The organism is Treponema socranskii subsp. buccale (genome assembly GCF_024181585.1).
GTDB lineage: Bacteria > Spirochaetota > Spirochaetia > Treponematales > Treponemataceae > Treponema_D > Treponema_D buccale.
Genome location: NZ_CP054258.1, coordinates 642,146 through 666,605 on the forward strand (window position 1 = coordinate 642,146; position 24,460 = coordinate 666,605).

Below are 24,460 nucleotides of genomic sequence, written 5' to 3' on the forward strand. Positions count from 1 at the left end.
GCATGGCAAAGAATTGGTATATTCTGCATACCTATACGGGGTATGAGCAGAAGATCGAAAAGACAATCAGATTGCTGCTCGAATCGAAAGATATAGATCCTTCTGTCGTTACGGACGTCAAAGTTCCCGTTGAAGAGATTATCGAATTAAAAGACGGTAAGCAGCATTCGCGCAAAAATAAATTTTTGCCGGGTTATATCATGCTCGAAATGGATTTGCCGGAGCTTGATTGGAAAAAGACGTGTACGGCGATCCGCCGCATTCAGGGCGTAACGGGTTTTGTCGGAACGAATCCGAGCGATCGTCCGCGCCCCATTTCCGCAGATGAAGCGAAAAATCTTTTGCAAAAGTCCGGCGCGATAAAGGGCGAAAAGCCCGTCCGCGTCAAGCAGTCGTACGCCGTCGGCGACAAAGTGAAGATCATCGACGGTCCTTTCGCGTCGTTCAGCGGGGACATCGACGAAGTGAATACGGAAAAAGACAGGCTTCGCGTTACGGTGCAGATTTTCGGCCGCGCGACACCCGTCGAAGTCAGCCTCATGCAGGTTGAAAAGATCTAGATATAACAAAGTTCGGAATCAGGATCCGCGCCTTAAAAAGTGCGGACAAAATCTTTCCGCCGCAGGCGCGGCGGGAGAGTATACCTGTTTTGGGAGAAGCGCCGGTCCGTCGGACATACGCGCTTCGCTAGGGATGCCGCATGCGGTATACCCGCACCAATTAAGGAGTTCATTATGGCTGGAAAAAAGGTTACGGCTGTCATTAAACTGCAGTGCCCTGCAGGAGCTGCGACGCCGGCGCCCCCGATCGGTCCCGCGTTGGGCCCGCACGGAGTGAGCGCGCCGAAATTTGTCCAAGAATTCAACGACAGAACGAAAAAGATGGAAAAGGGACTCGTCATCCCCGTCGTTCTCACCGTCTATCAGGACAAATCCTACACGTTTATCTTAAAGACCCCGCCTGCCGCCGTCCTCATCAAAAAGGCGCTCAAGCTGGAAAAGGGTTCGGGAAATCCGCTCCGCGACAAAGTCGGAAAGCTTTCTCAAAAGGATCTCGAAGAGATCGCCAAGACGAAGATGCCCGACGTCAACGCGAACGATCTCGAAGCGGCAAAAAAAATTGTCGCCGGTACTGCACGCAGTATGGGCGTCGATGTGGAGGCATGATATGAAGCGTGGAAAAAAATATCGCGCGTCTGCAGCAAAATACGATCTTACGAAAAAATACCTCGTCGCCGACGCGTGCAAAATGGTACAGGATATGAAATATGCCGCTTTCGATGAAACGGTCGAAGCGCATATTTCCCTCAAACTCGGCAAAAATGCAAGCGTCCGCGATACGCTCGTATTCCCGAATCAGTTTACCGCCGAAAAGAAAGTGCTCGTCTTTTGCAAAGACGACCGCGCAAAAGAAGCGCTCGACGCGGGTGCGACTTACGCCGGAGCGGACGAATATATTCAAAAGGTAAAAGACGGCTGGCTCGATTTCGACATCGCCGTCGCCACTCCCGATATGATGAAAGACGTCGGTCGTCTCGGTATGGTGCTCGGACGCAAAGGTCTTATGCCGAACCCGAAGACGGGAACGGTTACGAACGACATCGTTCACGCGATCGGCGAACTCAAAAAAGGACGCACCGAATTCCGCGCGGATAAAGGCGGCGTCATCCACATTGCGGTCGGCAAAGTGTCGATGGATCCCGGCAAAATCGCGGAAAACGTCGATGTACTTTTAAACGAAGTGCGCCGCCGCAAACCGGTCGATGCGAAAGCCGGTTATATCGCGACCGTTTCCCTGAGTTCTACGATGGGACCCGGCGTATGGATCGACTATAAGGAAGGAGAATAATCATGGCCGTCAAAGCAAAAAAAGTGCAGCCTGCAAAAACGGCTGCGATAGAAGCAGCGAAAAAGACATTTTCCGATTACAACGACTTCATTTTCGCCGATTACCGCGGTATGACGGTCGAACAGATTACGCAGCTTCGCAGAAAACTCCGCGAACAGAGCGCCGTCCTTAAAGTCGTCAAAAACAATTTCGCGCGAATCGCCTTTGCGGATATGAAAATCGACAACGTTGCCGATTACCTTAAAGGGCCGACCGTCGTCGCGATGGTAAAAGAAGATTCGAACGAAGTTGCAAAGACGCTGTTCGACTTTACGAAAGACGCGCCGACTTTAAACGTCAAAGGCGGCTTTATCGGCAAAGAGATCTACGATGCGGCGAAGATTTCGGAGTTTTCGAAGATTCCGGGCAAAAAGACGCTTATCGCGATGCTCATGTCCGCGATCAACGGACCTGCCCGCCAGCTTGCAGCGACGCTGCAGGCGTACGTCGACAAAAAAGCGGCCGGCGGAGACGCTTCACCGTCTGCTCCGGTAACCGACGCTCCGAAGGCGGAAGCGGCGGCCGAAGCTCCGAAAGCGGAAGAAGCGCCCGCTGCTGCAGCGGAGGCTCCGAAAGCCGACGCGGCTCCCGCATCCGAAGCGCCGAAAGCCGATGCGGCTCCCGCCGAAAAACCGGCGGAGGGCACAGCCGAAGCTCCGAAAGCGGATGCCGCTCCCGAAGCGTAAGGTTCTTTAAACGCGCTCCGGATGATTTCGGTGTGCGTATTGCGCGGAGCCGAATATTCGGAATACCGAAGGTGCGTGAACGAAAGCGCATGGCGGATTTCGATGTGCGCGCTTTGCGGGTAAAAGCGCATACGGGGTTTTGCGGTGCTTTGTAAAATCCCGGCACTGTGTGTATAAACTGCGGTCAGGCTTCATTGCTGTCGACTGTCCGCATAAAAACCGGTCGTCTTTTTAAAAAGACGAAGCCGGAATCGCTCCGTACGGGGCGAATAATTATTATTTTTCAGGAGAAGATAATATGGCAGCACTTACGAATGAAGAGATTCTCGACGCGATTGCGAACATGACGGTTCAGCAGGCAGCCGATCTCGTTAAAGCGATGGAAGAAAAATTCGGCGTCACGGCGGCGGCACCCGTAGCAGTTGCGGCAGCACCCGGCGCGGCCGGAGGAGCGGCAGCCGAAGAGCAGAGCGACTTTACGATCACGCTCGAAAAATTCGATCCGGCGAAAAAGATTCCGGTTATCAAAGCGATCCGCGAAATCACGGGACTGGGCTTGGGAGAAGCGAAGACGCTCGTCGAAGGCGCTCCGAAAGTCGTCAAAGAGGGCGTCAGCAAAGCGGATGCCGACAAAATCATCGCCCAGCTCACGGAAGCCGGCGGTACCGCAAGCAAAAAATAAGCAATTTGCATCTGACGGAAGCTTTGAAAGCGTGAATTTTTTCGATGCTTCCGTACGGAAACGAGGCCGTTCGAAGATTTCGGTTTTCGGACGGTTTTCTCGATTTTCCGAACGGTTAAACGAAACGCTGAAATAGCGCGTTTCGTTTAACTTCGAGTTTTCTTGCAGAAAACTCGGCTATATACGTGTGCACAATTGCGCACTAATTGTACAGCTCCTAAATCCGAAGATTTACTCGCTGTGCAATTTTAAGGAAGGTTTAAACGAAACGCTGAAATAGCGCGTTTCGTTTAACTTCGAGTTTTCTTGCAGAAAACTCGACTATATACGTGTGCGCAATTGCGCACCAATTGCACAGCTCCTAAATCCGAAGATTTACTCGCTGTGCAATTTTAAGGAACGATTGAAACGCCTGCGAAAAAAGGCGGAATCGAAGCGCGCTTGAATGTATCCTGTGCGCTTTTCCGCCGTTTCGCGGCACACCCGCCGTTTCCGAGTCAACACGGAAACACGAGGCGCCTTTCGTGCTGAGGAGAGTTTCTCCTTGTAGCGAAAGAACGCCCGACTGCACATAGAGGAACCAGATGTTCGCAAAAACCCGAACGATCGACCGCCGCTACATCGGCAAAGACATCCGCAATTTCATGGACGTGCCCGATCTCATTTCGATCCAGACTTCGTCGTATGAAAGTTTTCTTCAAGCAAATAAAATTAAAAATCGCGAAAAGCCGCTCGAACAGGGACTGCAGGAAGTGTTTACGTCCGTGTTTCCGATCGAAAGTCCGAACGGCGATATGAACCTCGAATTCGATTCGTACGACCTCGATTTCGACAATATTAAATTTTCCGAACTCGAATGCAAGCAAAAGGGTTTAACCTATGCCGTGCCGCTGAAAGCGGTTATCAAGCTCGTGTTTCTCCAAACGGGAACCATTTTGCAAAAAGACATATACATGGGCGACATCCCGCTTATGACCGACAGAGGCACCTTTATTATAAACGGAGCCGAGCGCGTCGTCGTCTCACAGATTCACCGATCGCCGGGCGTCATCTTTTGCCACGACAAGGGCGTCTATTCGAGCCGCATCATTCCGTACCGCGGTTCGTGGCTCGAATTCGAAATCGACCAAAAGAAAGAATTGATCTTTGCGAAAATCGACCGCAAAAAGAAAATCCTCGGTACGATTTTGCTGCGCGCGCTCGGCTACAATACGCGCGAGCAGATCATCCGCTGTTTTTATACGACGGAAGAAGTGCAGGTAAAGAGCGATAACGCTTCCCGTGAAAAGCTCGTCGATAAAGTGCTCGCGAGCGCGGTTATCCTGCGCGACAAAGATACGAACGAAGAAAAGCGCCTGTTCAATGCCGGTATCCGCCTGCACCCGCACGAAATCGACGATCTCATCGCAAACGGCGTGAGCAAAATCGTCGTCATCAAATTCGATACGAGGGGCAAGGGCGCCGACGAAAAAAACGAATCGCTCAATTCGCAGATGATCATCAACTGTTTTGAGCGCGAAGAAGTGCGCTACGTCAAAGAAGGTTCCGTCGATATGGAACCGACTAAAGAAGATGTGCTTTCCGCCGTGTACCAGATACTCATGCCGGGAGAACCGATCACCGTCGAAGCCGCCGAAAAAGATTTGGCGTCCATGTTCTTTTCCGAACGCCGCTACGATTTGGGAAGAGTCGGCCGCTATAAGCTCAACAAAAAATTCGACTACAAAGACGATGTTGAGGACTTTACGCTTATCCGCGAAGACGTCATCCAGACGATGAAGTACCTCATCAAAGTATACATCGGCGACGAGCAGATAGACGATATCGACCATCTCGGCAACCGGCGCATCCGTTCCGTCGGCGAACTCATGACGAATCAGCTGAAGACGGCATTCAATCGCATGGAACGCATAGCAAAAGAACGCATGAGTTTAAAAGAAACGGAAACGATGAAGCCTCAGGATTTGATTTCGATCAAACCGATCGTCGCATCCATCAAAGAATTTTTCGGCTCGTCGCAGCTTTCGCAGTTTATGGATCAAGTCAATCCGCTTGCCGAACTTACGCACAAGAGACGCTTGAACGCGCTCGGACCCGGCGGTCTTTCCCGCGAGAGGGCGGGCTTTGAAGTGCGCGACGTTCACTATTCGCATTACGGGCGCATGTGTCCGATCGAAACGCCTGAAGGGCCGAACATCGGACTCATCGTTTCGCTTGCGATTTTTACGCGCATCAACGACTACGGCTTTCTCGAAGCGCCGTACCGTAAAGTCGAAAACGGCAAAGTGACGGGCAAAGTCGAATACCTTTCCGCGATGGACGAAGACAAATACTACATCGGACAGGTCGTCGAAGGTATCGGCAAGGACGGTTCGTTTTCGGCCGATATGATTTCGTGCCGCAACCGCGGAAACTATACGCAGCGCTCGCCGAAAGACGTGCAGTACATAGACGTTTCGCCTCGGCAAGTCATCTCCGTTTCCGCATCCCTCGTTCCGTTCCTCGAACACGACGACGCGAACCGCGCGCTCATGGGCTGCAATATGCAGCGCCAGGCGGTACCGCTCCTGTTCCCCGAACCGCCGATCGTCGGCACCGGCATGGAGCAAAAGACGGCCTACGATTCGGGCGTTCTCATCAAAGCCAAGCACGCGGGTGAAGTCGTGTCGGTGACGAGCGACTGTATCAAGGTAAAACCGGAAGGTGCAAAAAAGACTGAGCCGCTCGACGAATACATCCTGCTCAAATACCAGCGTACGAATCAGGATACCTGCTATCACCAGCGGCCGACCGTTTCCGTCGGAGAAACGGTAAAAGAAGGAGATGTGCTCGCCGACGGACCTGCGACGTTCAACGGAGAACTTGCGCTCGGACGCAATATCCTCGTCGGTTTTGTGCCGTGGAACGGATACAATTACGAAGACGCCGTCCTCATCTCGCAGCGCGTTGTTCGCGAAGATATGTACACGTCGATCCACATAAAAGAATTTACGATCGAAATCCGCGAAACGAAACTCGGTCCCGAAAAAATCACGCGCGATGTTCCGAACACCGCATCGAAAACGCTCGACAATCTCGACGTGGAAGGTATCATCAGAGTCGGCGCTAAAGTGAGAAGCGGCGACATTTTGGTCGGAAAGGTTACGCCGAAAAGCGAAACCGAAACGACGCCCGAATTCAAATTATTAAATTCGATATTCGGTGAAAAAGCGAAAGAAGTGCGCGATTCGTCGCTGCGCGTTCCGCACGGCGTCGAAGGCGTCGTCATCGACATACAGCGGCTGCGGAGGACTCAGGGAGACGATTTGAATCCCGGCGTCGACGAAGTCGTCAAAGTGCTTATCGCAAACAAGCGTAAGCTCTGCGAAGGCGACAAGATGGCCGGACGTCACGGAAACAAGGGCGTCGTCGCGCGCATCCTTCCGATCGAAGATATGCCCTACCTCGAAGACGGCACACCGCTCGACGTCTGCTTGAATCCGCTCGGCGTTCCGTCCCGTATGAATATCGGACAGATCATGGAAAGCGAACTCGGCATGGCCGGCCGCTATTTGAGCCAGTACTACGAGTGCCCCGCATTCCAAACGCCGAGTCAGGAACAGATCGCGGAAAAACTCAAAGAAGCCGGCCTTTCTCCCGACTGCAAACAGATCGTGCACGACGGACGCACGGGAGTTCCTTTCGTTAATCCGATCTTCGTCGGCGTCATCTACTTTATGAAGCTGCATCACCTCGTCGACGACAAAATGCACGCCCGTTCGACCGGTCCCTATTCGCTCGTTACGCAGCAGCCGCTCGGAGGCAAAGCGCAGTTCGGCGGTCAACGTTTGGGCGAAATGGAAGTATGGGCGCTCGAAGCCTACGGTGCGGCGAACACATTACAGGAGATGATGACGATCAAGTCGGACGACATGAACGGCCGCTCGAAGATTTACGAGTCGATCGTCAAAGGCGATCCGTCGTCTCCCGCCGGAGTGCCGGAATCGTTCAACGTCCTCGTACAGGAGCTGCGCGGTCTTGCGCTCGACTTTACGATTTATGATGCGAAGGGCAAGCAGATCGCCCTGACGGAACGCGATCAGGAATTGATCGATAAAGCCGCTTCCGGTTTTGACAAGGAGAATGCCAATGCGTGATATTCAGGATTTCGACAGCCTTAAAATAAAACTCGCTTCTCCCGATACGATCCGCGCGTGGTCGTACGGCGAAGTGAAAAAACCCGAGACGATAAATTACCGCACGCTGCGTCCGGAAAAAGACGGACTCTTTTGCGAGCGCATTTTCGGCACGACAAAAGAATGGGAATGCTATTGCGGAAAATTCAAATCGATCCGCTATAAGGGCGTCATCTGCGACCGCTGCGGCGTCGAAGTGACCGATTTTAAAGTGCGCCGCGAACGCACGGGACATATCGAGCTTGCAGCTCCGGTGAGCCATATCTGGTATTACCGCTCGGTGCCGAGCCGCATGGGACTCCTGCTCGATCTGCAGGTTGCGGCTTTGCGCTCGGTGCTTTATTACGAAAAGTACATCGTCATAGAACCGGGCGACACCGATTTGAAAAAGATGCAGCTTTTGACCGAAGACGAATACAACGAAGCGCGCGAACGCTACGGTGAAACTTTTACCGCGGATATGGGCGCCGAAGCGATTAAAACGCTGCTCGAAGGACTCGACCTCGATGCGCTCGCTGCGGAACTCCGCGCGAAGATGATCGAAAAGGGCGCAAAAAGCGACAAACGGCTTTTAAAGCGTATCGAAATCGTGGAGCACTTCCGCGAATCGGGTAACAAAGCGAGTTGGATGATTTTGGACGTCGTTCCCGTCATCCCGCCGGATCTGCGCCCCATGGTGCAGCTCGACGGCGGCCGCTTTGCGACGTCGGATTTGAACGATCTCTACCGCCGCGTCATCAACCGCAACAACCGTTTAAAGCGGCTGCAGCAGCTTTCGGCACCCGATATCATCATCAGAAACGAAAAGCGTATGCTGCAGGAAGCAGTCGATGCGCTCTTCGACAACAGCAAACGAAAGCGCGTCGTAAAAGGTGCGTCGAACCGTCCGCTCAAATCGATCAGCGATATGCTGAAGGGAAAACAGGGACGCTTCCGCCAAAACCTGCTCGGAAAGCGCGTCGATTATTCGGGACGTTCGGTCATCGTCGTCGGGCCGGAACTGCACTTGTGGCAGTGCGGACTTCCGACAAAGATGGCGCTCGAACTCTTCAAGCCCTTTATCATGAAAAAACTCGTCGATAAAGACGTCGTGTTCAATATCAAAAAAGCGAAAACGCTTGTCGAACAGGAATCGCCGGAAGTGTACGCGATCCTCGATGAAGTCGTGCGCGAACATCCGGTTATGCTGAACCGCGCGCCGACGCTGCACCGGCTCGGCATTCTCGCCTTCGAACCGATACTCGTCGAAGGCAAAGCGATCAAACTGCACCCGCTCGCGTGCAAATCGTTCAACGCGGACTTCGACGGCGACCAGATGGCGATCCACGTGCCGCTGACGCAGGCGGCGCAGATGGAGTGCTGGACGCTCATGCTTTCTGCGCGCAACCTGCTCGATCCCGCAAACGGCAATACGATCGTCTATCCGTCTCAGGACATGGTGCTCGGCATCTACTATATGACGTCGGTTAAGCCGAATGCGAAGGGTACGGGAAGGCGCTTCAGCTCCGGCGACGAAGCGCGCATGGCCGCCGAATACGGCAGCATCGAATGGCAGGCGGCGATCAAAGCGCCCGTCCAAAAAGCGCCCTACAACGGCAAAGTGATCGAAACGACGGCGGGCATCCTCGCGTTCAACGAAGAAATGCCCGACGAAGTCGACTACGTGAACGAGCAGATGGACGACAAAAAGCTGCGCAAAATGATCGAGCACGTGTATCACACGAAGGGCCCCTGGCTCACGATAAAGATGCTCGACGCGATCAAAGCGTGCGGCTATAAAAATGCGACTTTCTACGGCGCGACGCTCTCCATGGACGATATCCTCGTCCCCGACGAAAAGAAAAAGATGGTCGACAAAGCGAACAAAGAAGTCGAAGAGATCGTCGGACAGTATTCGAAAGGTATCATCACCGCCGAAGAGCGCTATCAAAAAGTTACCGACTTGTGGGCGAGAACGAACGACGAGCTCTCGAAGATAATGATGGACAACCTCGCCAAAGATAAAGACGGTTTCAATACGATTTATATGATGGCAAAGTCGGGTGCGCGCGGTTCTCCGAAACAGATTTCACAGCTTGCGGCGATGCGCGGTCTTATGGCAAAACCGAACGGCGACATCATCGAACTGCCGATCCGCTCGAACTTTAAAGAAGGTTTGTCCGTTATCGAATTCTTTATTTCGACGAACGGTGCGCGAAAAGGTTTGTCCGACACCGCGCTCAAAACCGCGGACGCCGGTTATATGACGCGGCGCCTCGTCGACGTTGCGCAGGATGTCGTCGTCAACGAAGACGACTGCGGCACGATCAACGGCATCGACTATACGGCGATCAAAGACGGAGACGAAGTTCTCGTTCCGCTTTCCGAGCGCATCGTCGGCCACTATACGATCGAGCGCGTCATCCATCCGATTACCGGAGAACTTTTGTGCGATGTCAACCGTTACATCGACGGCGATTTGGCAAAAAAAATCGATGAAGCGGGCGTCGAAAAGGTAAAGCTGCGCACCGTACTCACGTGCGAAGCGCACCACGGTATCTGCGTTCGCTGCTACGGACAAAACCTCGCGCGGAATAAAATCGTCGAAATCGGAGAAGCCGTCGGTATCATTGCGGCGCAGTCGATCGGACAGCCGGGTACCCAGCTTACGCTCAGAACCTTCCACTCGGGAGGGGCTGCCGAAAAGACGACGGAAGAAAATCACATCGTTCTCAAATTCAACGCCTTTATCAAAGAAGTCACGGGTACGCACGTAGAAGTAAAAGGCGGCAAGTGGCTCTTTACGCGTAAAGGCTTTATGACCGTCATCCGCATCGTCGATGAAATCAAAATCGGCAAAGACGCGTCCGTCAAAGTAAAAGGCGGAGATCGCATCTTAAAGGGCAGCGTCGTTATGACGACGAAAAGCGGAGAAGTGAAGGCGTCCGCCGATGCGAAGATTATGATTATCGGAGATACGGTCTATTTGACGAGCAGCGAAGTGAGAGTCGAAATCGCAAACGGTTCGACAATCTATGTCAAAGCGGGCGATATCGTCGCTGCAGGAAAGCCGATCGGAGAATTCGATCCGTTCAGTGAACCGATCATCGCCGAAAGCGACGGCTACGTGCACTTCGAAGACATCATCGTCGGTTCAACGCTCGAAGAGCGGCATGATATGCAGACGGGAAACATCGAACGCATCATCACCGATTTGCATTTGGACGTAAAGCAGCCGCGCATTCTCATCACCGATGAAGCGGGCAACGAACTCGGAAGCTATTATCTGCCGGCGGGCGCCGTTTTGAACGTCGACGACAAAAAGCAGATCGCCGCGGGCGTTACGCTCGCAAGATTGCCGAAAGTCGCCGCAAAATCGAGCGATATCACCGGCGGTCTTCCGCGCGTTTCCGAACTCTTCGAAGCGCGAAAGCCGAAAAATCCGTGCGTGCTTGCGAAGATTTCGGGACTTGTCAAGTTTAAGGGAATTACCAAAGGCAAGCGTATGGTGACGATCGAAGACGAATTCGGTAAAGTGCACGATCACGCCGTTCCGATGAACAAGCGCATGCTCGTGCGCGACGGCGACCGCGTGGAAGCGGGAGAGCCGCTGTGCGACGGTTCACCGAGTCCGCACGACATCCTCGCCATCCTCGGTGAAAATGCGCTGCAGAATTATCTTATGGATGAAATCCAGCAGGTGTACCGCGCGCAGGGTGTCGATATCAACGACAAGCACATCGGTATTATCGTGCGGCAGATGCTGCGCAAAGTTGAAATCGTTGCAGTCGGCGATACGCACTTTATCTACGGACAGCAAGTGGACAAATACAAATTCCACGAAGAAAATAAGCGCGTAAAAGACGAAGGCGGACAGCCGGCTACGGGCCGCCCGATGTTCCAGGGAATTACGAAAGCCTCTCTCGGCGTCGATTCCTTTATTTCGGCGGCATCGTTCCAGGAAACCACACGCGTACTCACGAACGCCGCAATTTCCGGTTCGACCGATTATCTGCACGGTATCAAAGAAAACGTCGCAATCGGTCACATGATCCCCGCAGGAACGGGCATCAGAAATTACCGCCATATCAAGCTTTTCGACGGAAGCGACAGGGATTTGGATATCCAGATGGATGAGATCCTCGAACGCCGCCGTATCGAAAAAGAGCAGGAAGCGCTCCGTATGACGGAAGAAGATGCGGCTTTCGATGCGGAAGAGCCGGAAGCGGATTGAGCTATTGACGAGAGACGGGGGAATGAAGTATCATATAATTCCCCCGTTTTCAGGATAACGGCGGATTATATTCCGGGGTGCTGACCGGGATTTTGTTAAAGATTATTAATTATTGCGATAGGAGATAGGCAATGCCTACAATTAATCAGTTGATTCATCAGGGACGCAAGTCGAGCGCAAACAGAACGAAAGCGCCCGCTCTCGATTCGTGTCCGCAAAAACGCGGCGTATGCACTCGTGTTATGACGATGACGCCGAAAAAACCGAATTCCGCGCTGCGGAAAATTGCGCGTGTGCGGCTCAGCAACGGTATGGAAGTGACTGCGTATATTCCGGGCATCGGTCATAATTTGCAGGAACACTCGGTCGTGCTCGTCCGCGGCGGACGCGTAAAGGATTTGCCGGGCGTGCGCTATCACATTATCCGCGGCACGAAAGATACGCTCGGTGTCGACGGACGCAAACGCGGCCGCTCGAAATACGGCGCGAAGCGCGCTAAAGCGTAACGGGGGATGAGAAGATGGGAAGACATAAAAAATCGATCGATCGTCCCGTTATGCCGGACGTAAAATACAACAGCAAAGTCGTTTCGAAATTCATCACGCGTATGATGCTGCAGGGCAAAAAAGAAACGTGTAAGCGCCTCATGTACACGGCGATGGACAATTTAAAAGCAAAAACCGATAAAGACCCGCTCGAAGTGTTTTTGAAAGCGCTCGAAAACGTCAAACCGATGGTGGAAGTAAAATCCCGCCGCGTCGGAGGCGCGACTTATCAGGTTCCGGTGGAAATCCGCGACGTGCGCAAAGAAGCGCTTGCAATGCGCTGGATCATCACCGCCGCCCGCAACAGAAACGGACACGGCATGGCCGAAACGCTCGCCGCCGAACTGCTCGATGCGTACAACAGCACGGGTACGGCGTTTAAGAAAAAAGAAGATACGCATAAGATGGCCGAAGCGAACAAAGCGTTCGCGCACTACCGCTGGTAGTTTTCGACGATCCGAAAATCGGTCAAAGAGCGCCGTTCACATCCGTGGGCGGCGTTTTTTATAGGTCGGATATCGGGTTTTGAAAATCGTCAAAACGCTTGACTAAGCCCCGCCTTTTCCGATACAATAACCGATACGCGCAGTGTAAGATGTGCTGCATGATCCCCGTTTTGTGTGCGGCTGTTTTGCGCGCATTATTTTAATAATCAGGAGTGTTGCCATGTACGCACTTATCGAATATAAGGGCAAACAATATAAAGCGGAAAAAGGCACCGTTTTAACGGTCGACAAATTGAGCGAAGAAAAGGGTTCGACCCTCGAACTCGATTCCGTTTTACTCGTAAGCGACGGCGACAAAATCAGCGTCGGCGCTCCATACGTTGCGGGCGCGAAAGTGAAAATCGAAGTCGGGGAAACGTTTCGCGACAAAAAAGTGCTCGTGTTCAAATATAAAGCCAAAAAGGATTACCACAGGCTTATCGGGCACCGTCAAGCGTATACGAAAGTTACCGTAACGGATATTACCGTCGCGTAATGATTTCCGTGCTGCTCACTTGCGGCAAAGACGGAACGCTCGCATCGTGCAGGGCGCAGGGGCACGCGCGTTTTGCCGAGAGGGGAAGCGACATCGTCTGCAGCGCCGTTACTGTTTTGCTGCGTACGACGATGCAGGCGCTTTCCGAAACGGAAGGCGTCTTCGTCCGAGCGGATGCTTCGGAGCGGGGGAGCTTGGATTTCGACGTGAGTGCGGAAAGTGCACCGGCGGAATCACGGGCGGCGCTCGTATATGCCGGACGATTTTTGGAAGCGGGACTCGCTTCCCTTGTGCGGGAATATCCGCGCAACGTAGAATTGAAGATACAAACTGATTAAACGAGGTATACTATGGGAAGATCGAGAGGCGGCAGCGGCGCCAAAAACGGACGCGATTCCAATCCGAAAAATTTAGGCGTAAAGCGATACGGCGGAGAAGCGGTTACGGCCGGTTCCATACTTGTCAAACAACGCGGAACGAAATTTTTTCCGGGCAGCAATGTAAAGCGTGCGGGCGACGACAGCCTGTATGCGACGGCTGACGGTAAAGTCGTCTACCACGAACGGATGAACAGAAAATATATTTCCGTTACTCCGGCAAACGCGTAAAATTTTGTTTGACACTATGACGATACCCGGTTCAGCACAGCCTGCGCCGGGTATTTTCGTTTAGCCCCGAATGTCGAGGCTTTTGAATCCAAACAAGAGAACAGTATGGTACAGTTTGCAGATGAAGCGTTAATTGAAGTCCGCTCGGGAAAAGGCGGAAACGGCTGCATCGCGTTTCGCAGAGAAAAATATATTCCGCGAGGAGGGCCGAACGGCGGCGACGGCGGCAAGGGAGGAGATGTCGTGTTTTGCGTCAGGCGCAATATGCGCACGCTTGCAAAGCTCCGCAATCAAGTCGTCTTTAAAGCGAAAAACGGCGGCGACGGTTCGGGCTGGAACAAATACGGCAAAGACGGAGAAGATGTCGTTATCGCCGTTCCGCCCGGCACGACGATACGGGATGCCGAAACGGACGAACTCATCCACGATTTTACCGACGAAGACGAAAACGAGCGCTTCGTTTTTTTAAACGGCGGTAAGGGCGGTTGGGGCAATGTCCATTTCAAGTCGTCGACGAATCAGGCGCCGCGTTACGCGCATCCGGGTACTCCCGGAGAAGTGAGAAAGCTCCGCCTCGAACTTTCGATCATAGCCGACGCGGGGCTCGTCGGTTTTCCGAACGCCGGTAAGTCGTCACTTTTAAACGCGTTTACGAACGCGCGTCCGAAAATCGCGCCGTATCCGTTTACGACGAAAATCCCCAATTTGGGAGTGCTCCGCGTCGACGGAGAGCGCGATATAATCATTGCCGATATACCTGGGATCATCGAAGGCGCGTCCGAAGGCGCGGGGCTCGGGTTTAAATTTTTAAAACACATTTCGCGCACGGCCTGCCTCATCTATATGATCGACTGTTCCGACGAAAGCTGCATGACCGCTTACGCTGCGCTGAAAAAAGAGATCGCTTCGTATTCGCCCGAGCTCGCTGCAAAGCCGAAGATGGTGCTGTGCAATAAAATCGACGTGGAAGGAGCTGCGGAAAACGCGCAAAAAATTATTAAATCGATTCGGGAAGCGGAAAAGGAAACTCCCGTTATCGCGATTTCGGTTACCGCGAATATGAATATGCGGAGCGCGAAGATCGGGATCATCGATATGGTCGATGCCGCTTCGGGTGCGCATACGGCTGCTTGTGAAGGAGACGATATGCGCGGAAATGATGAGTCGTCGTTTCTTTCGACGAGGTCGGTAGATGAAAGTATGGAAACGCAGTATCCGGGGACGGAGCGTTTATGAAAATCGCTTTGCTCGGCGGTGCGTTCAATCCGCTGCATATCGGACACGCCATGCTTGCCGAAATCGCAGCGGGCGAGCTCGGTTTCGATAAAGTGCTCTTCGTTCCGACTTTTATCCCGCCGCACAAACGCTTTGCGGACGCGGCTTCTGCGAAAGACAGGCTCGGCATGGTGAAAGCGTTTTGTAAAGATTCTCCGCACTTTGCAGCCGAAGCGTGCGAAATCGAGCGAGGCGGGGTTTCGTATACTTTCGATACACTGCAGTATATTATTAAAAAATTCGGCGATTCGATCGAAGGAAAGCCCGCGCTCATCATCGGGGAGGAAAACGCGCGCGAGTTCGAAAAGTGGTACCGCGCATCCGATGTCGCATCCGTTGCCGATATCGTCATCGCGCGGAGGCAAAAGGGCGCGGGCGGAGAAGACGTCAAAGCATTTCAAAATACGCCTGTAGGAAACTATACCGGCGGATTTGACGGAGGAGTGGAGTCCGTGTTTTTTCCGTTCCCGCACAGGCTTCTCGACAATCCTCCGCTTACGCTATCTTCGACCGAAATCCGTTCCCGCATCGGTTCGGGAAAAAGCTGGCGTTACCTTGTTCCCGAAAGCGTTTTTCGATATATTATACGGAAAAGGCTTTATGGATACGGAAGATTTTAACGGCAGTTCCGCGCTCATCGACCGCGTCAAAGATTATGCGAAAGCGGTTTTAACAAAAGAGCGCTACGAACATTCGGTGCGCGTCGCCGAAACCGCTTTCCGGCTTTGTAAAAAATACGGATTGGACGCTTCGCGCGGCTACCTTGCGGGCATCGCGCACGATATGTGCAAAGACATGAGTGACGAAAAGATCGCGGCACTCGCCCGTGAGGACGGAAAAGCGATCACTGAGCTTGAAGCGAAAAAGCCTTCCCTGCTGCACGGACGCGCGGCAGCTCTCATGCTCCGCCGCGATTTCGGCGTAACCGATAAAGACATACTGCAGGCGGTCGCCGTGCACACGTTCGGAGAAGAAGGTATGTGCGCTCTTTCGAAAGTCGTTTATGCGGCGGATAAAATCGAGCCCGGCCGCCCGCAGGCGACAAAAGCGTATCTGGCTTCTCTCGAGCACCTTTCGCTCGACGAACTTGTAGAAAAAGTGCTTGCCGACGGGATCGCGTATTTGAAAAAAAAGGGATGCACCGTCGCGCCCGAATCGGAAAAACTTTTGTGTTCGTTGAATCGCCGTTAAATTGTTAAGGAGTTACGATACATGCATATCCGTGACGAACAAAAAGGCATACTGTTTTTGATTCTCATATTCGCCATCATCGCGGGCGTTTCCGTTTTTATCGCGCGGCTGCTCCGCACCGATACGGTCGGCAAAAGCCTCGAAAACGATCAAGTGATCCGCACGCTGTACGTGCTCGATGACGGCGGCGGAAATGCGCTTATGACGGAAGTTGTCATCTATTATCCGGTTTCGAAAAAAGCGGACGTCGTCAATATTCCGTACAATGTCGGCGGTATCTACCGCGTGCTTGAAGGCGTCGAAGGTACGCAGGGGCGCACCGACGGTATTGCGGTCATCTATCGGGAAAAGGGAATAGGCGCGTATCTCCGGCAGATCGAAAATCTGCTCGGAACGTCGATACCCTTTTATTCGATCGTAACGCTCGACGATTTTATCACGCTGACCGATATGATGGGCGGTTTGCGCGTTTTTATTTCCGCACCGGTCGACACGCTTTCTCCTGACGGAGAACGCTGGCTTTTGCCGTCCGGAGCGGTAACGCTTGACGGCGATAAGGTTTCGACGTACCTCCGTTATCGATTGAGCGAAGAGACGGATGTCGACGTATACGAGCGTTATCAAAATATCATGATCGCCTATTTTACGCAGCTCGGCGAAAACAAAGCGATGATACTCGCGAAAAAAAACATCGATAAATTTTTGCCGCTCTTTTCGTCGAACCTCGATGCGAAAGATTTTATCACGCATATGTCGCTGCTTGCGGAAATGAACACGGAATACATCATCAAGCAAAACGTGACGGGAAGGGTAAGCACGGTCGACGGTAAACAGCTTCTTTTTCCGCTCAACGGCGGCGAGTTTATCAAGCAGGCGGTCGCCCAGTCGACGAATATGCTCATCTCTACCGGCAATACGATGACGAGCCGTATCTACGTGCTCGAAATTCAAAACGGCACGACGGTGCAGGGACTCGCGCACAATACGGCGATTTTGTTTCAAAACGCGAGTTACGATATTTTGAGTACGCAGAATGCCGACAGAAACGATTACGAAAAGACGGTGATCATCGATCATATCGGCAACAGGGAAATCGCGAAAATGGTCGGCGATTTTATCCGCTGCACGAATATTCAGGAAGAGGAAGTTAGGAGCGACAGTGTGAACGAATCGGTTGCGAGCGTTGACTTTACGATTATTTTGGGAAAAGATTTCGACGGCCGCTATGTGCGCCCGTCCGCGAATTGACATAAGGGTTGCAGTATGAAAACGACGGAACAAAAAGCGAAAGAACTCGCGCGGCTTATGGAAGACGGCAAAGGGAAAGACGTCGCGCTCATCGATGTTTCGGAACTGAACAGTTGGACGGATTATTTTGTCATCGTTACGGTTACGAGTTCGGCGCACAAAGAAGGCTTATATAAACAGGCATGCGATTACGCAAAGGAAAACGGACTCGAACTCTACCGTACGCGCAGAAAACACAGCGACGGCGACGACTGGCAGCTGATCGATTTCGGAGATATCGTCGTGCACTTGATGTCGAGCGACGCGAGGGGTTTTTATGATTTGGAAAAGCTGTGGCACGCCGGCCGCCGAGTGGAAATTAATAATTAACGCACGGCAGTGCTGCGAGTTTCGGAGGAAATGCGGAGCAGAAAAAGGCTTTGCGTGCGACAGGGATTGGAGAGGCGGCGGAGCCGTTCCGAAGGAATGGAGCCGGACGGCGGAACCTCGGAAAGCCCGGTTTTTGCGGTTTGCCGCAAAAAGTCGCCCTGAAATCGATATTAATAAGTTCCGGCTGTTTCGTGCGCCGACATTCGATCTGATAATTAACAAAATCGGGGCTGAAAGCCGAGATGCTTAAAAGGTTTCAAAAAATAAAAGCGTGCCGATCGGGTTTTAAAGAGCGATATCAATAGGAGTCGTCATCGACATCGTCGAAGTCGTCGTCTTCCGACAGTTCATCTTCACGTACGGCACCGTACCCGTCTTCTTCTTCGTAGTCGTCATAGGGTTCGTCTATATCGTCTTCTTCTTCAAGTGGATCGTCTTCGAAAAAATCGGCGTCTTCGTCGAACTCGTCGAGTTCGTCGTCTCCGTTGTCGCTGCCGAAATCGTCGTCGGCATCAAAATCGTCATCATCGTATTCGTCGTCATACGAAAATAATTCTTCGGCGGACATACTAACTCCTTACTGCTGACTGCTCTCAAACCTCGTTTACTGTAAATGACCTGCGCGATCGTGTCAATAGAGTGCTTGATCATCGATACTGTCGCGTCGCATACTGTCGCGTCGCATACTTGACACGCTTTGTGCCTTGTGATATGCTTTCGTTCACACGCGGGGATGGTGGAATTGGTAGACACGCTAGCTTGAGGTGCTAGTGGCGCGAGCCGTGCCTGTTCAAGTCAGGTTCTCCGCATTGCAGGATTATCGGGTTTCCGGTAATCCTTTTTTTATGGAAGTTTTCAAATATTTTAGTTTTATTCCCACAAAGGATAGAGTACAAGATACTTATATTTCCTATTCGGATGTATGGTGTAATTTTGATATTGATATATTGGAGTTATTGAATTTATTTGATTTATCACTTGAAAAGAAATGAAAAATATTGTATAGTATACAATATGAAACACATTATAAAATATTTATTTAAAAATAAAATCGCTGCGTTTGTATCGTTGTCAGCTTTGCTGTTTTTATCTTGCACGAACGATTTGTCGAAGACCGATACGGATACGGCGGTTACGGGCATTCACATCACTTCCGCAGGCAATGCTTTTTCCATTGTCAAAGGCGATACGTACCGCCTGCAGGCGAAAGTTTTGCCGGAATATGCGTCGGACAAGAGACTCTCTTTTTCGTCGAGTGCCGAAGGAATCGCTTCGGTAAATGTCGAAGGTGTGATTACGGCGTACGAAGAAGGTAATGCCGTCATTACGATACGTGCGGCAAACGGCGTGCAAAAGACGATAAACGTTACCGTTACGCCGGCTCCGATTGCTGTTGCAGAGATCAAATTTGAAGAAACGCCGCCTGAATCATTGATTATCGGCGATAGCTATACGTTCAAAGCAAAGGTCACGCCCGATGACGCGACGGAGGATAAAACGCTTATCTACGGTACGACAACGCCGGAACTCATTGATATAAGCGATACTGACGGTACCGTACATGCGAAAAAGGACGGAACGGCGAGTATTACCGTTACGGTAGCCCGCTCGTCGGTAGCGAAAACGGTTACGATTGAAATTAAAAAGAAACCGCAAATCAAATACGAATCAAAACAAGCCGTTATGAGAGAAAGCGCTGCAGGAACATATACGTTCGAAGTGCAAACGATAGACGGCAAATTGGATTATGAACCGCGTTTTACGTCGAATGAGGATAAGCTTCCGTGGATTACGGGAGCTCCGACAATCGCTTCGCGAATCGATTCCGATAAGGACATAATTTCATTTACCTGTACGGAAAATAAAACCGTATGGGACAGGCGCGCGTATATAAAGTTTTGGGATAAAACGGCAAAAGCCTATATTAAAAATGCGGACGACAAAAAGGATTTGACCGTAAACATTATTCAAAAAAAGAATGAAAATCCCGTTGTGCATTACAGATGGGTTAAAGGTATCAATGCGCCTACCGCCGGTCAAAAAGAAAAGATGCCGATAATTTATAACAGTACCCCCACAGGTGATTATTACGAGCAGCCGTATGTGTTCAAATGGAATGAAACTGCCGATACGAACTTTTACAATGCACGGAAATTATCCAAACTGCGTAGAGAGGGTTTTCCAAGCAATTATTTTATGGTAACAGAAACTATTAATAACACACCACGGCAAGGAACAGACCTTAGTCAATGTTGGGCCAAAACCGCTTCCAATATGTTACACTGGTGGTTTGAACAAAATAAAGACTATATTGAGCAGTATAAAGCAAAATCAAACATTGCTCCGAATAGTCTCTTGTATAGACATAATTATATCAGAAACTTACCGGATGAAAGGGAAGGTGAAAAAAGCGATATAGCCAATATTTTTAGGGTCTATACACATGACAGGTCGTACGGCGGTTATATAGAAGACGGCCTGACGTGGTACCTGTATAAAAGAGACGGTCAAAAAACTTTAGGTTCAATCTATCCCGGGCTGTTCAATGATGTTTTTACATTTGATACAAGACCTATCAATACTGAACGATGTGAAACAAAAAAAGAATTTGAACGGATTATGAATGAAGCGTTTGATAAGGGACGGGCGATAGGTTTGTTCTGGAAGGGTTCCAAAGGCAGACTATATCAACATGCCGTAACATGCTGGGGCGCGGCTTATGACGCAGATAACAATATTATCTGCCTCTATATTGCCGAATCGAACTTAACGGAACCGGCTCTTTATCCGTACGGCGTTCAATACCGCGGCAACATCTATGATGAACCGGAGCAAAACAGCGCATATATGTTCAATTATTATTTAAGCAAACCTGAAGATATCTATGTCGACAGCATAACCACTTTAGACCTCGGCGAAGAGCAGTGGAAAGCGTGGCTGGCTGCACATCCGTAAAAAAAGTATAAGTTCAATTGCGGGTTTTAGCAAACTCGACGGGCTGTCGAAAAAGTAATCGGCTTTTGAGACAGCCCTTTGTCCGACCCTATCGTGTCGTATTGACATCCTCTCCCGCTTTGTTATGATATCCTTATGGAAAAAGTCAAATTCGGTATAATCGGATTGGGTTCCATTGCCGACGTTCATGCCGAAGCGCTGGCGCAATGTCCGAACTGCGAACTCACAGCCTGTTACAGTCCTTCTCCGGATAAAGCGGATCGGTTCGCTCAAAAATATGGGCTCGAGCCGTACACCGACTCGGAAAGTTTTTTCAATTCATCCGGTATTCAGGCTGTCTCCGTTGCGACGCCGTCAGGCTGCCATTTGGAAGCGGCGCTCGGTGCGATCGAAAAGGGAAAACATATTATTGTCGAAAAACCGCTTGAGATTACCGTCGAACGCTGTAGGAAAATTATCGATGCGGCAAACGCAAAAGGTGTAAAGCTTTCGGGAATCTTTCAATCGCGCTTTTATGATGCGCCGCGTCTCGTAAAAAAAGCGATCGACGCAGGGCGTTTCGGAACGCCTGTCTTGGGCAGCGCATATGTGAAATGGTTTCGCAGTCAAGCCTATTATGATTCCGGTGCGTGGCGCGGTACGTGGGAAATCGACGGGGGCGGCGCTCTCATGAATCAAAGTATTCATGCCGTCGATCTTTTGCAGTGGTTTATGGGGCCGGTAACGGAAATAGGCGCTTTTACGGAAACGCTTGCACATAAACGCATTGCGGTCGAAGATACGGGAGCTGCGGTGTTGAAATTTGCGAACGGCGCTCTCGGCGTTATAGAAGGAACGACGGGATCGTATCCGGGGGCATTAAAAAAAATAGAAATAACGGGCACGGAAGGAACTGTCGTTATCGAAGAAGATATGCTGAAAGTGTGGCAATTCAAAGACGAGCGGAAAGAAGATGCTGAAATCCGAGAGCGCTTCGGAAAAAAAAGCAATTCGGCAGGGGGTGTGTCGGATCCTAAAGCGATTCTTTCGGAAGGTCATGCAAAACAGTTTTGCGATTTTGCGGATGCGATTATCCGCGACCGAAAGCCGTTCATTTCGGGAGAAGACGCGCTTTGCGCCGTGCGGATCGTTACGGCGATATATGAAAGCAAGCGTTCCCGTGCATTTGTAAAATTGGACCGGCCGTTTGACGAATACTGAAGCGTTTTGCAAATCCGATTCGTCGCCGTATAGTCTATGCCGTACTTTGCTGCCGCATTGCGCCGATTCGGCAGCGTTAGCTCCGTGCCGTTTCGATCTCTCGTACGCCGTCCGCGCTCTCGCATATAAAAAAGGCCGCTTCATAGCCGATCGCTTTTACATACGCGCGCTGCACGCGCTCGATAAATTCTTCCGTGCCGTCGTTTTTTACGAGCGCGATCGCGCAGCCGCCGAAGCCGGCTCCGGTCATTCTGGCTCCGATACACGAGCGCTCGGCATTTGCGGCGTCTGCAAGCGTGTCGAGTTCGATGCCGGTCACTTCGTAATCGTCTCTGAGCGATGCGTGCGATTCTTTTAATAATGTTCCGAGCGTTGAAAGGTTTCCTTCTTTGAGAGCGGCAGCGGCTTTTGCGACGCGTGCGTTTTCGGTGACGCAGTGGCGCGCGCGGCGGAAAATCGTTTCGTCGGTAAAAATACTTTTACACTCGTCGAGCTGATTCGGCGTCAAAGCGCACAGGTCGGGAATGTCCTCCGTGTTCGTATACTTTCCTGCGGTGTGAAGCGGAATTTTTGCCTCTTGTAATATTGTAAGAGCGCGGGCGCACTCGGCTCTCCTTTCGTTGTATTTCGAATCGGCAAGCTGCCGCTTTTTCTGCGTGTTCATGACGACGAAGCGGCAGTCGTCGAGCGCAAGCGGCACGTATTCGAAGTCGAGCGTTGCGCAGTCGAGCAGTTCCGCCGTATCTTTTTTCGCCGTCGCGATGATGAATTGATCCATGATGCCGCAGTTGACATTCATGAATTCGTGTTCGCTTTGCTGTCCGATAAGGGCGATATCTTTTCGTGAAATGCCGAATCCGAAAACTTCCGAAAGCGCGTATGCGAAAGCGCATTCGAGGGCGGACGAGGATGAAATGCCGCCTGCGGGGGGAATGTCGCTTCCGATGAGCGCGTCGAAGCCGCCCGAAAAGACGCAGCCTCTTCGTTTTAAAATCGTCACGATGCCGTTTAAGTAATTTGCGTAGCCGTTTTCTTTTTTGTATGCGAACTCGTCGCGTATATCAAAGCCGTAGGCACCGGGAAATTTCAAGTCGCGGTAGCTGATGCGCGAATCGTCCCGTTTTCTGATCGTTACGTAGAGGAGGCGGTCGATTGCTGCGGGAAACACTTTTCCGCCGTTGTAGTCGATGTGTTCTCCGATGATATTGATGCGTGCGGGAGAAGCAAAGATGCGCACGGGATTTTTTCCGCCGCCGTAGATTTTATTAAATTCGCCGGAAAGATTTTCCGGTACGATTTTATTTAAAAGCGTATCCATGACGGCGATTTTAACACGAAAAAGGACGGACGGCAACCGAATCCGACGGTTTGTGTAGAATCCGACGGTTTGCAGACGGAAATCAATTTTTACCTAAAAAGGCCGGATGTCGAGCTTCACAGCAAATACCGTTACAGTTTTTCGATTTCCGCTTCCGAGAGACCGGTCATCCGCTGTATAAAATCGACAGAACAGCTTTCTCTCTGCATCAGCTTTGCCGTCTCTTGTGCTTTTTGATACGCTCCCGCAGCAATACCGTCGCGGCGGCCCCGTTCAAAGCCGATCTTTTCACCCAGCTGTGAACCCTCTCTTAGTAAATCATCTTTCCAAATATTCAACGACATATACCAACTCCTGAACTTTTCGTTCCGTTTCGCTTTTTCGACAAGCGCATCGATCTGCTGCGTAAAACCGCTCGTCGCCCGCCTCTCGCAAAGATACTGCAGCAAGGCGCTCAATTCAGGCTCATCTTCTTTACCGTAGGCACCCACATTATAAAATACTTTATACGATTTGTCATCAAGAAAAAGCGTACCGTCGGCGGTACAGATATTGCGGAATTCGTAGACAGGCAAGCTTTTGCCGAAGGGATCCTGTGTACAGATAAAGATGACGTAGCTCTCTTTCAGTTCGGCGTAGCTTTGGCCGCGCAAAAGGTTATCGACATCCATGAGACTTTGATAATAACGCGTACGCTTGGGAAGAGAAGGCGGGATCGACGTTTGTATTTCTATATCGAAGACGCGCTCGGGATCGGAAACGTAGACGTCGAGGCGTATACCCTTGCTTTCGTAGAACGGCGCGATCGTTTTTTGCAGCGAGGGATATTCGATTTTACCGACTTTGATATGCAGGAGCCGTTCGATGACACCCTTACATATAAATTGATTTTTCATGACCGTGCCGAACATAAAGTCATCGGTAAAGGAAAGTTCTTCGACGGGTTTATGGGTGTATTCCATGGGGATATCCTCAGTTGTTGAGATAGTGCGGACAAAAAATCGCTTCACCTATATATCGCCCGTAAATTAACAAATTACGCGGTTTTTATGAAAATAAACGGGAACATCGTTTCCTGCGCGGGGAACTTCGCACTCCGTGCTCGTTGCAAGTGGCGCGGGGAACTT

General features: G+C 51.2%; 22 protein-coding genes and 1 tRNA gene. 20 read left to right on the forward strand and 3 right to left on the reverse strand.

From position 1 onward, the window contains the following. Window positions 1-2: 2 nt before the first annotated feature. From nusG to rsfS, 17 genes are all read left to right on the forward strand, one after another. Window positions 3-560 (forward strand): transcription termination/antitermination protein NusG, encoded by a 558-nt coding sequence (gene nusG / locus HRI97_RS02860; RefSeq protein ID WP_180485230.1) that lies wholly within the window; start codon window positions 3-5, stop codon window positions 558-560. A 171-nt stretch (window positions 561-731) separates the two neighbouring features. Continuing rightward, window positions 732-1,166 carry a 50S ribosomal protein L11 gene (gene rplK, locus HRI97_RS02865; protein WP_495574008.1) on the forward strand — a complete coding sequence of 145 codons (435 nt, stop codon included), beginning with the start codon at window positions 732-734 and terminating at the stop codon, window positions 1,164-1,166. A gap of 1 nt (window position 1,167) precedes the next feature. Next, the gene (rplA, locus tag HRI97_RS02870) at window positions 1,168-1,848 is read left to right on the forward strand and encodes a 50S ribosomal protein L1 (protein ID WP_180485232.1); all 681 of its coding nucleotides are present in this window, start codon (window positions 1,168-1,170) and stop codon (window positions 1,846-1,848) included. A gap of 2 nt (window positions 1,849-1,850) precedes the next feature. After that, window positions 1,851-2,573, forward strand: coding sequence for a 50S ribosomal protein L10 (gene rplJ, locus HRI97_RS02875; protein WP_253726395.1), 723 nt, complete (start codon window positions 1,851-1,853; stop codon window positions 2,571-2,573). A gap of 298 nt (window positions 2,574-2,871) precedes the next feature. Beyond that, a complete protein-coding gene (rplL, locus tag HRI97_RS02880; protein ID WP_021330637.1) occupies window positions 2,872-3,255 on the forward strand; it encodes a 50S ribosomal protein L7/L12 in 384 nt (127 codons plus the stop codon). A 584-nt stretch (window positions 3,256-3,839) separates the two neighbouring features. Next, on the forward strand, window positions 3,840-7,391 hold the full coding sequence (rpoB, locus tag HRI97_RS02885; protein WP_253726397.1) for a DNA-directed RNA polymerase subunit beta: 3,552 nt from the start codon (window positions 3,840-3,842) through the stop codon (window positions 7,389-7,391). Next, the gene (rpoC, locus tag HRI97_RS02890; protein ID WP_180485235.1) at window positions 7,384-11,643 is read left to right on the forward strand and encodes a DNA-directed RNA polymerase subunit beta'; all 4,260 of its coding nucleotides are present in this window, start codon (window positions 7,384-7,386) and stop codon (window positions 11,641-11,643) included. The genes rpoB and rpoC overlap by 8 nt, the downstream gene beginning before the upstream one ends. A gap of 131 nt (window positions 11,644-11,774) precedes the next feature. Then, window positions 11,775-12,149 (forward strand): 30S ribosomal protein S12, encoded by a 375-nt coding sequence (rpsL, locus tag HRI97_RS02895; protein ID WP_016521736.1) that lies wholly within the window; start codon window positions 11,775-11,777, stop codon window positions 12,147-12,149. A 14-nt stretch (window positions 12,150-12,163) separates the two neighbouring features. Next, entirely contained in the window at window positions 12,164-12,634 is a 471-nt protein-coding gene (gene rpsG, locus HRI97_RS02900; RefSeq protein ID WP_021330590.1) for a 30S ribosomal protein S7, read from the forward strand. Between the two features lie 220 nt (window positions 12,635-12,854). Beyond that, complete coding sequence (gene rplU, locus HRI97_RS02905; protein ID WP_253726399.1) at window positions 12,855-13,169, forward strand: 50S ribosomal protein L21; 315 nt, start codon at window positions 12,855-12,857, stop codon at window positions 13,167-13,169. Continuing rightward, on the forward strand, window positions 13,169-13,507 hold the full coding sequence (locus HRI97_RS02910; RefSeq protein WP_253726401.1) for a ribosomal-processing cysteine protease Prp: 339 nt from the start codon (window positions 13,169-13,171) through the stop codon (window positions 13,505-13,507). Before rplU ends, HRI97_RS02910 begins: the two co-directional genes overlap by 1 nt. Window positions 13,508-13,519: 12 nt before the next feature. Continuing rightward, a complete protein-coding gene (gene rpmA, locus HRI97_RS02915) occupies window positions 13,520-13,777 on the forward strand; it encodes a 50S ribosomal protein L27 (RefSeq protein WP_253726403.1) in 258 nt (85 codons plus the stop codon). A 105-nt stretch (window positions 13,778-13,882) separates the two neighbouring features. After that, the gene (gene obgE / locus HRI97_RS02920; protein WP_253726405.1) at window positions 13,883-15,013 is read left to right on the forward strand and encodes a GTPase ObgE; all 1,131 of its coding nucleotides are present in this window, start codon (window positions 13,883-13,885) and stop codon (window positions 15,011-15,013) included. Continuing rightward, the gene (nadD, locus tag HRI97_RS02925) at window positions 15,010-15,672 is read left to right on the forward strand and encodes a nicotinate (nicotinamide) nucleotide adenylyltransferase (protein WP_253726407.1); all 663 of its coding nucleotides are present in this window, start codon (window positions 15,010-15,012) and stop codon (window positions 15,670-15,672) included. Before obgE ends, nadD begins: the two co-directional genes overlap by 4 nt. After that, entirely contained in the window at window positions 15,653-16,243 is a 591-nt protein-coding gene (yqeK, locus tag HRI97_RS02930) for a bis(5'-nucleosyl)-tetraphosphatase (symmetrical) YqeK (protein ID WP_253726409.1), read from the forward strand. Before nadD ends, yqeK begins: the two co-directional genes overlap by 20 nt. Window positions 16,244-16,264: 21 nt before the next feature. Continuing rightward, window positions 16,265-17,491 (forward strand): LCP family protein, encoded by a 1,227-nt coding sequence (locus HRI97_RS02935; protein ID WP_180485242.1) that lies wholly within the window; start codon window positions 16,265-16,267, stop codon window positions 17,489-17,491. A gap of 15 nt (window positions 17,492-17,506) precedes the next feature. Then, on the forward strand, window positions 17,507-17,860 hold the full coding sequence (gene rsfS / locus HRI97_RS02940) for a ribosome silencing factor (RefSeq protein WP_253726411.1): 354 nt from the start codon (window positions 17,507-17,509) through the stop codon (window positions 17,858-17,860). Window positions 17,861-18,158: 298 nt separating this feature from the next. Here rsfS and HRI97_RS02945 read toward each other — a convergent pair whose 3' ends face one another. Then, a complete protein-coding gene (locus tag HRI97_RS02945) occupies window positions 18,159-18,428 on the reverse strand; it encodes a hypothetical protein (protein ID WP_253726413.1) in 270 nt (89 codons plus the stop codon). A 159-nt stretch (window positions 18,429-18,587) separates the two neighbouring features. On the opposite strand from HRI97_RS02945, the gene HRI97_RS02950 reads away from it, so the two are divergent. From HRI97_RS02950 to HRI97_RS02960, 3 genes are all read left to right on the forward strand, one after another. Then, a tRNA-Leu gene (locus HRI97_RS02950) sits at window positions 18,588-18,669 on the forward strand. Between the two features lie 205 nt (window positions 18,670-18,874). Beyond that, window positions 18,875-20,815, forward strand: a complete 1,941-nt coding sequence (locus HRI97_RS02955; protein WP_253726415.1) for an IdeS/Mac family cysteine endopeptidase — start codon at window positions 18,875-18,877, stop codon at window positions 20,813-20,815. Window positions 20,816-20,950: 135 nt separating this feature from the next. After that, window positions 20,951-22,015, forward strand: a complete 1,065-nt coding sequence (locus HRI97_RS02960; RefSeq protein WP_253726417.1) for a Gfo/Idh/MocA family protein — start codon at window positions 20,951-20,953, stop codon at window positions 22,013-22,015. 76 nt (window positions 22,016-22,091) lie between these two features. On the opposite strand, the gene HRI97_RS02965 is transcribed toward HRI97_RS02960, so the two are convergent. Together HRI97_RS02965 and HRI97_RS02970 are read right to left on the reverse strand one after the other, a co-directional pair. Further along, window positions 22,092-23,333 (reverse strand): galactokinase, encoded by a 1,242-nt coding sequence (locus tag HRI97_RS02965; protein ID WP_253726419.1) that lies wholly within the window; start codon window positions 23,331-23,333, stop codon window positions 22,092-22,094. 131 nt (window positions 23,334-23,464) lie between these two features. Next, window positions 23,465-24,295: an Rpn family recombination-promoting nuclease/putative transposase gene (locus HRI97_RS02970; protein WP_253726420.1), complete on the reverse strand. Its 831-nt coding sequence runs from the start codon at window positions 24,293-24,295 to the stop codon at window positions 23,465-23,467. Between the last annotated feature and the right edge of the window lie 165 nt (window positions 24,296-24,460).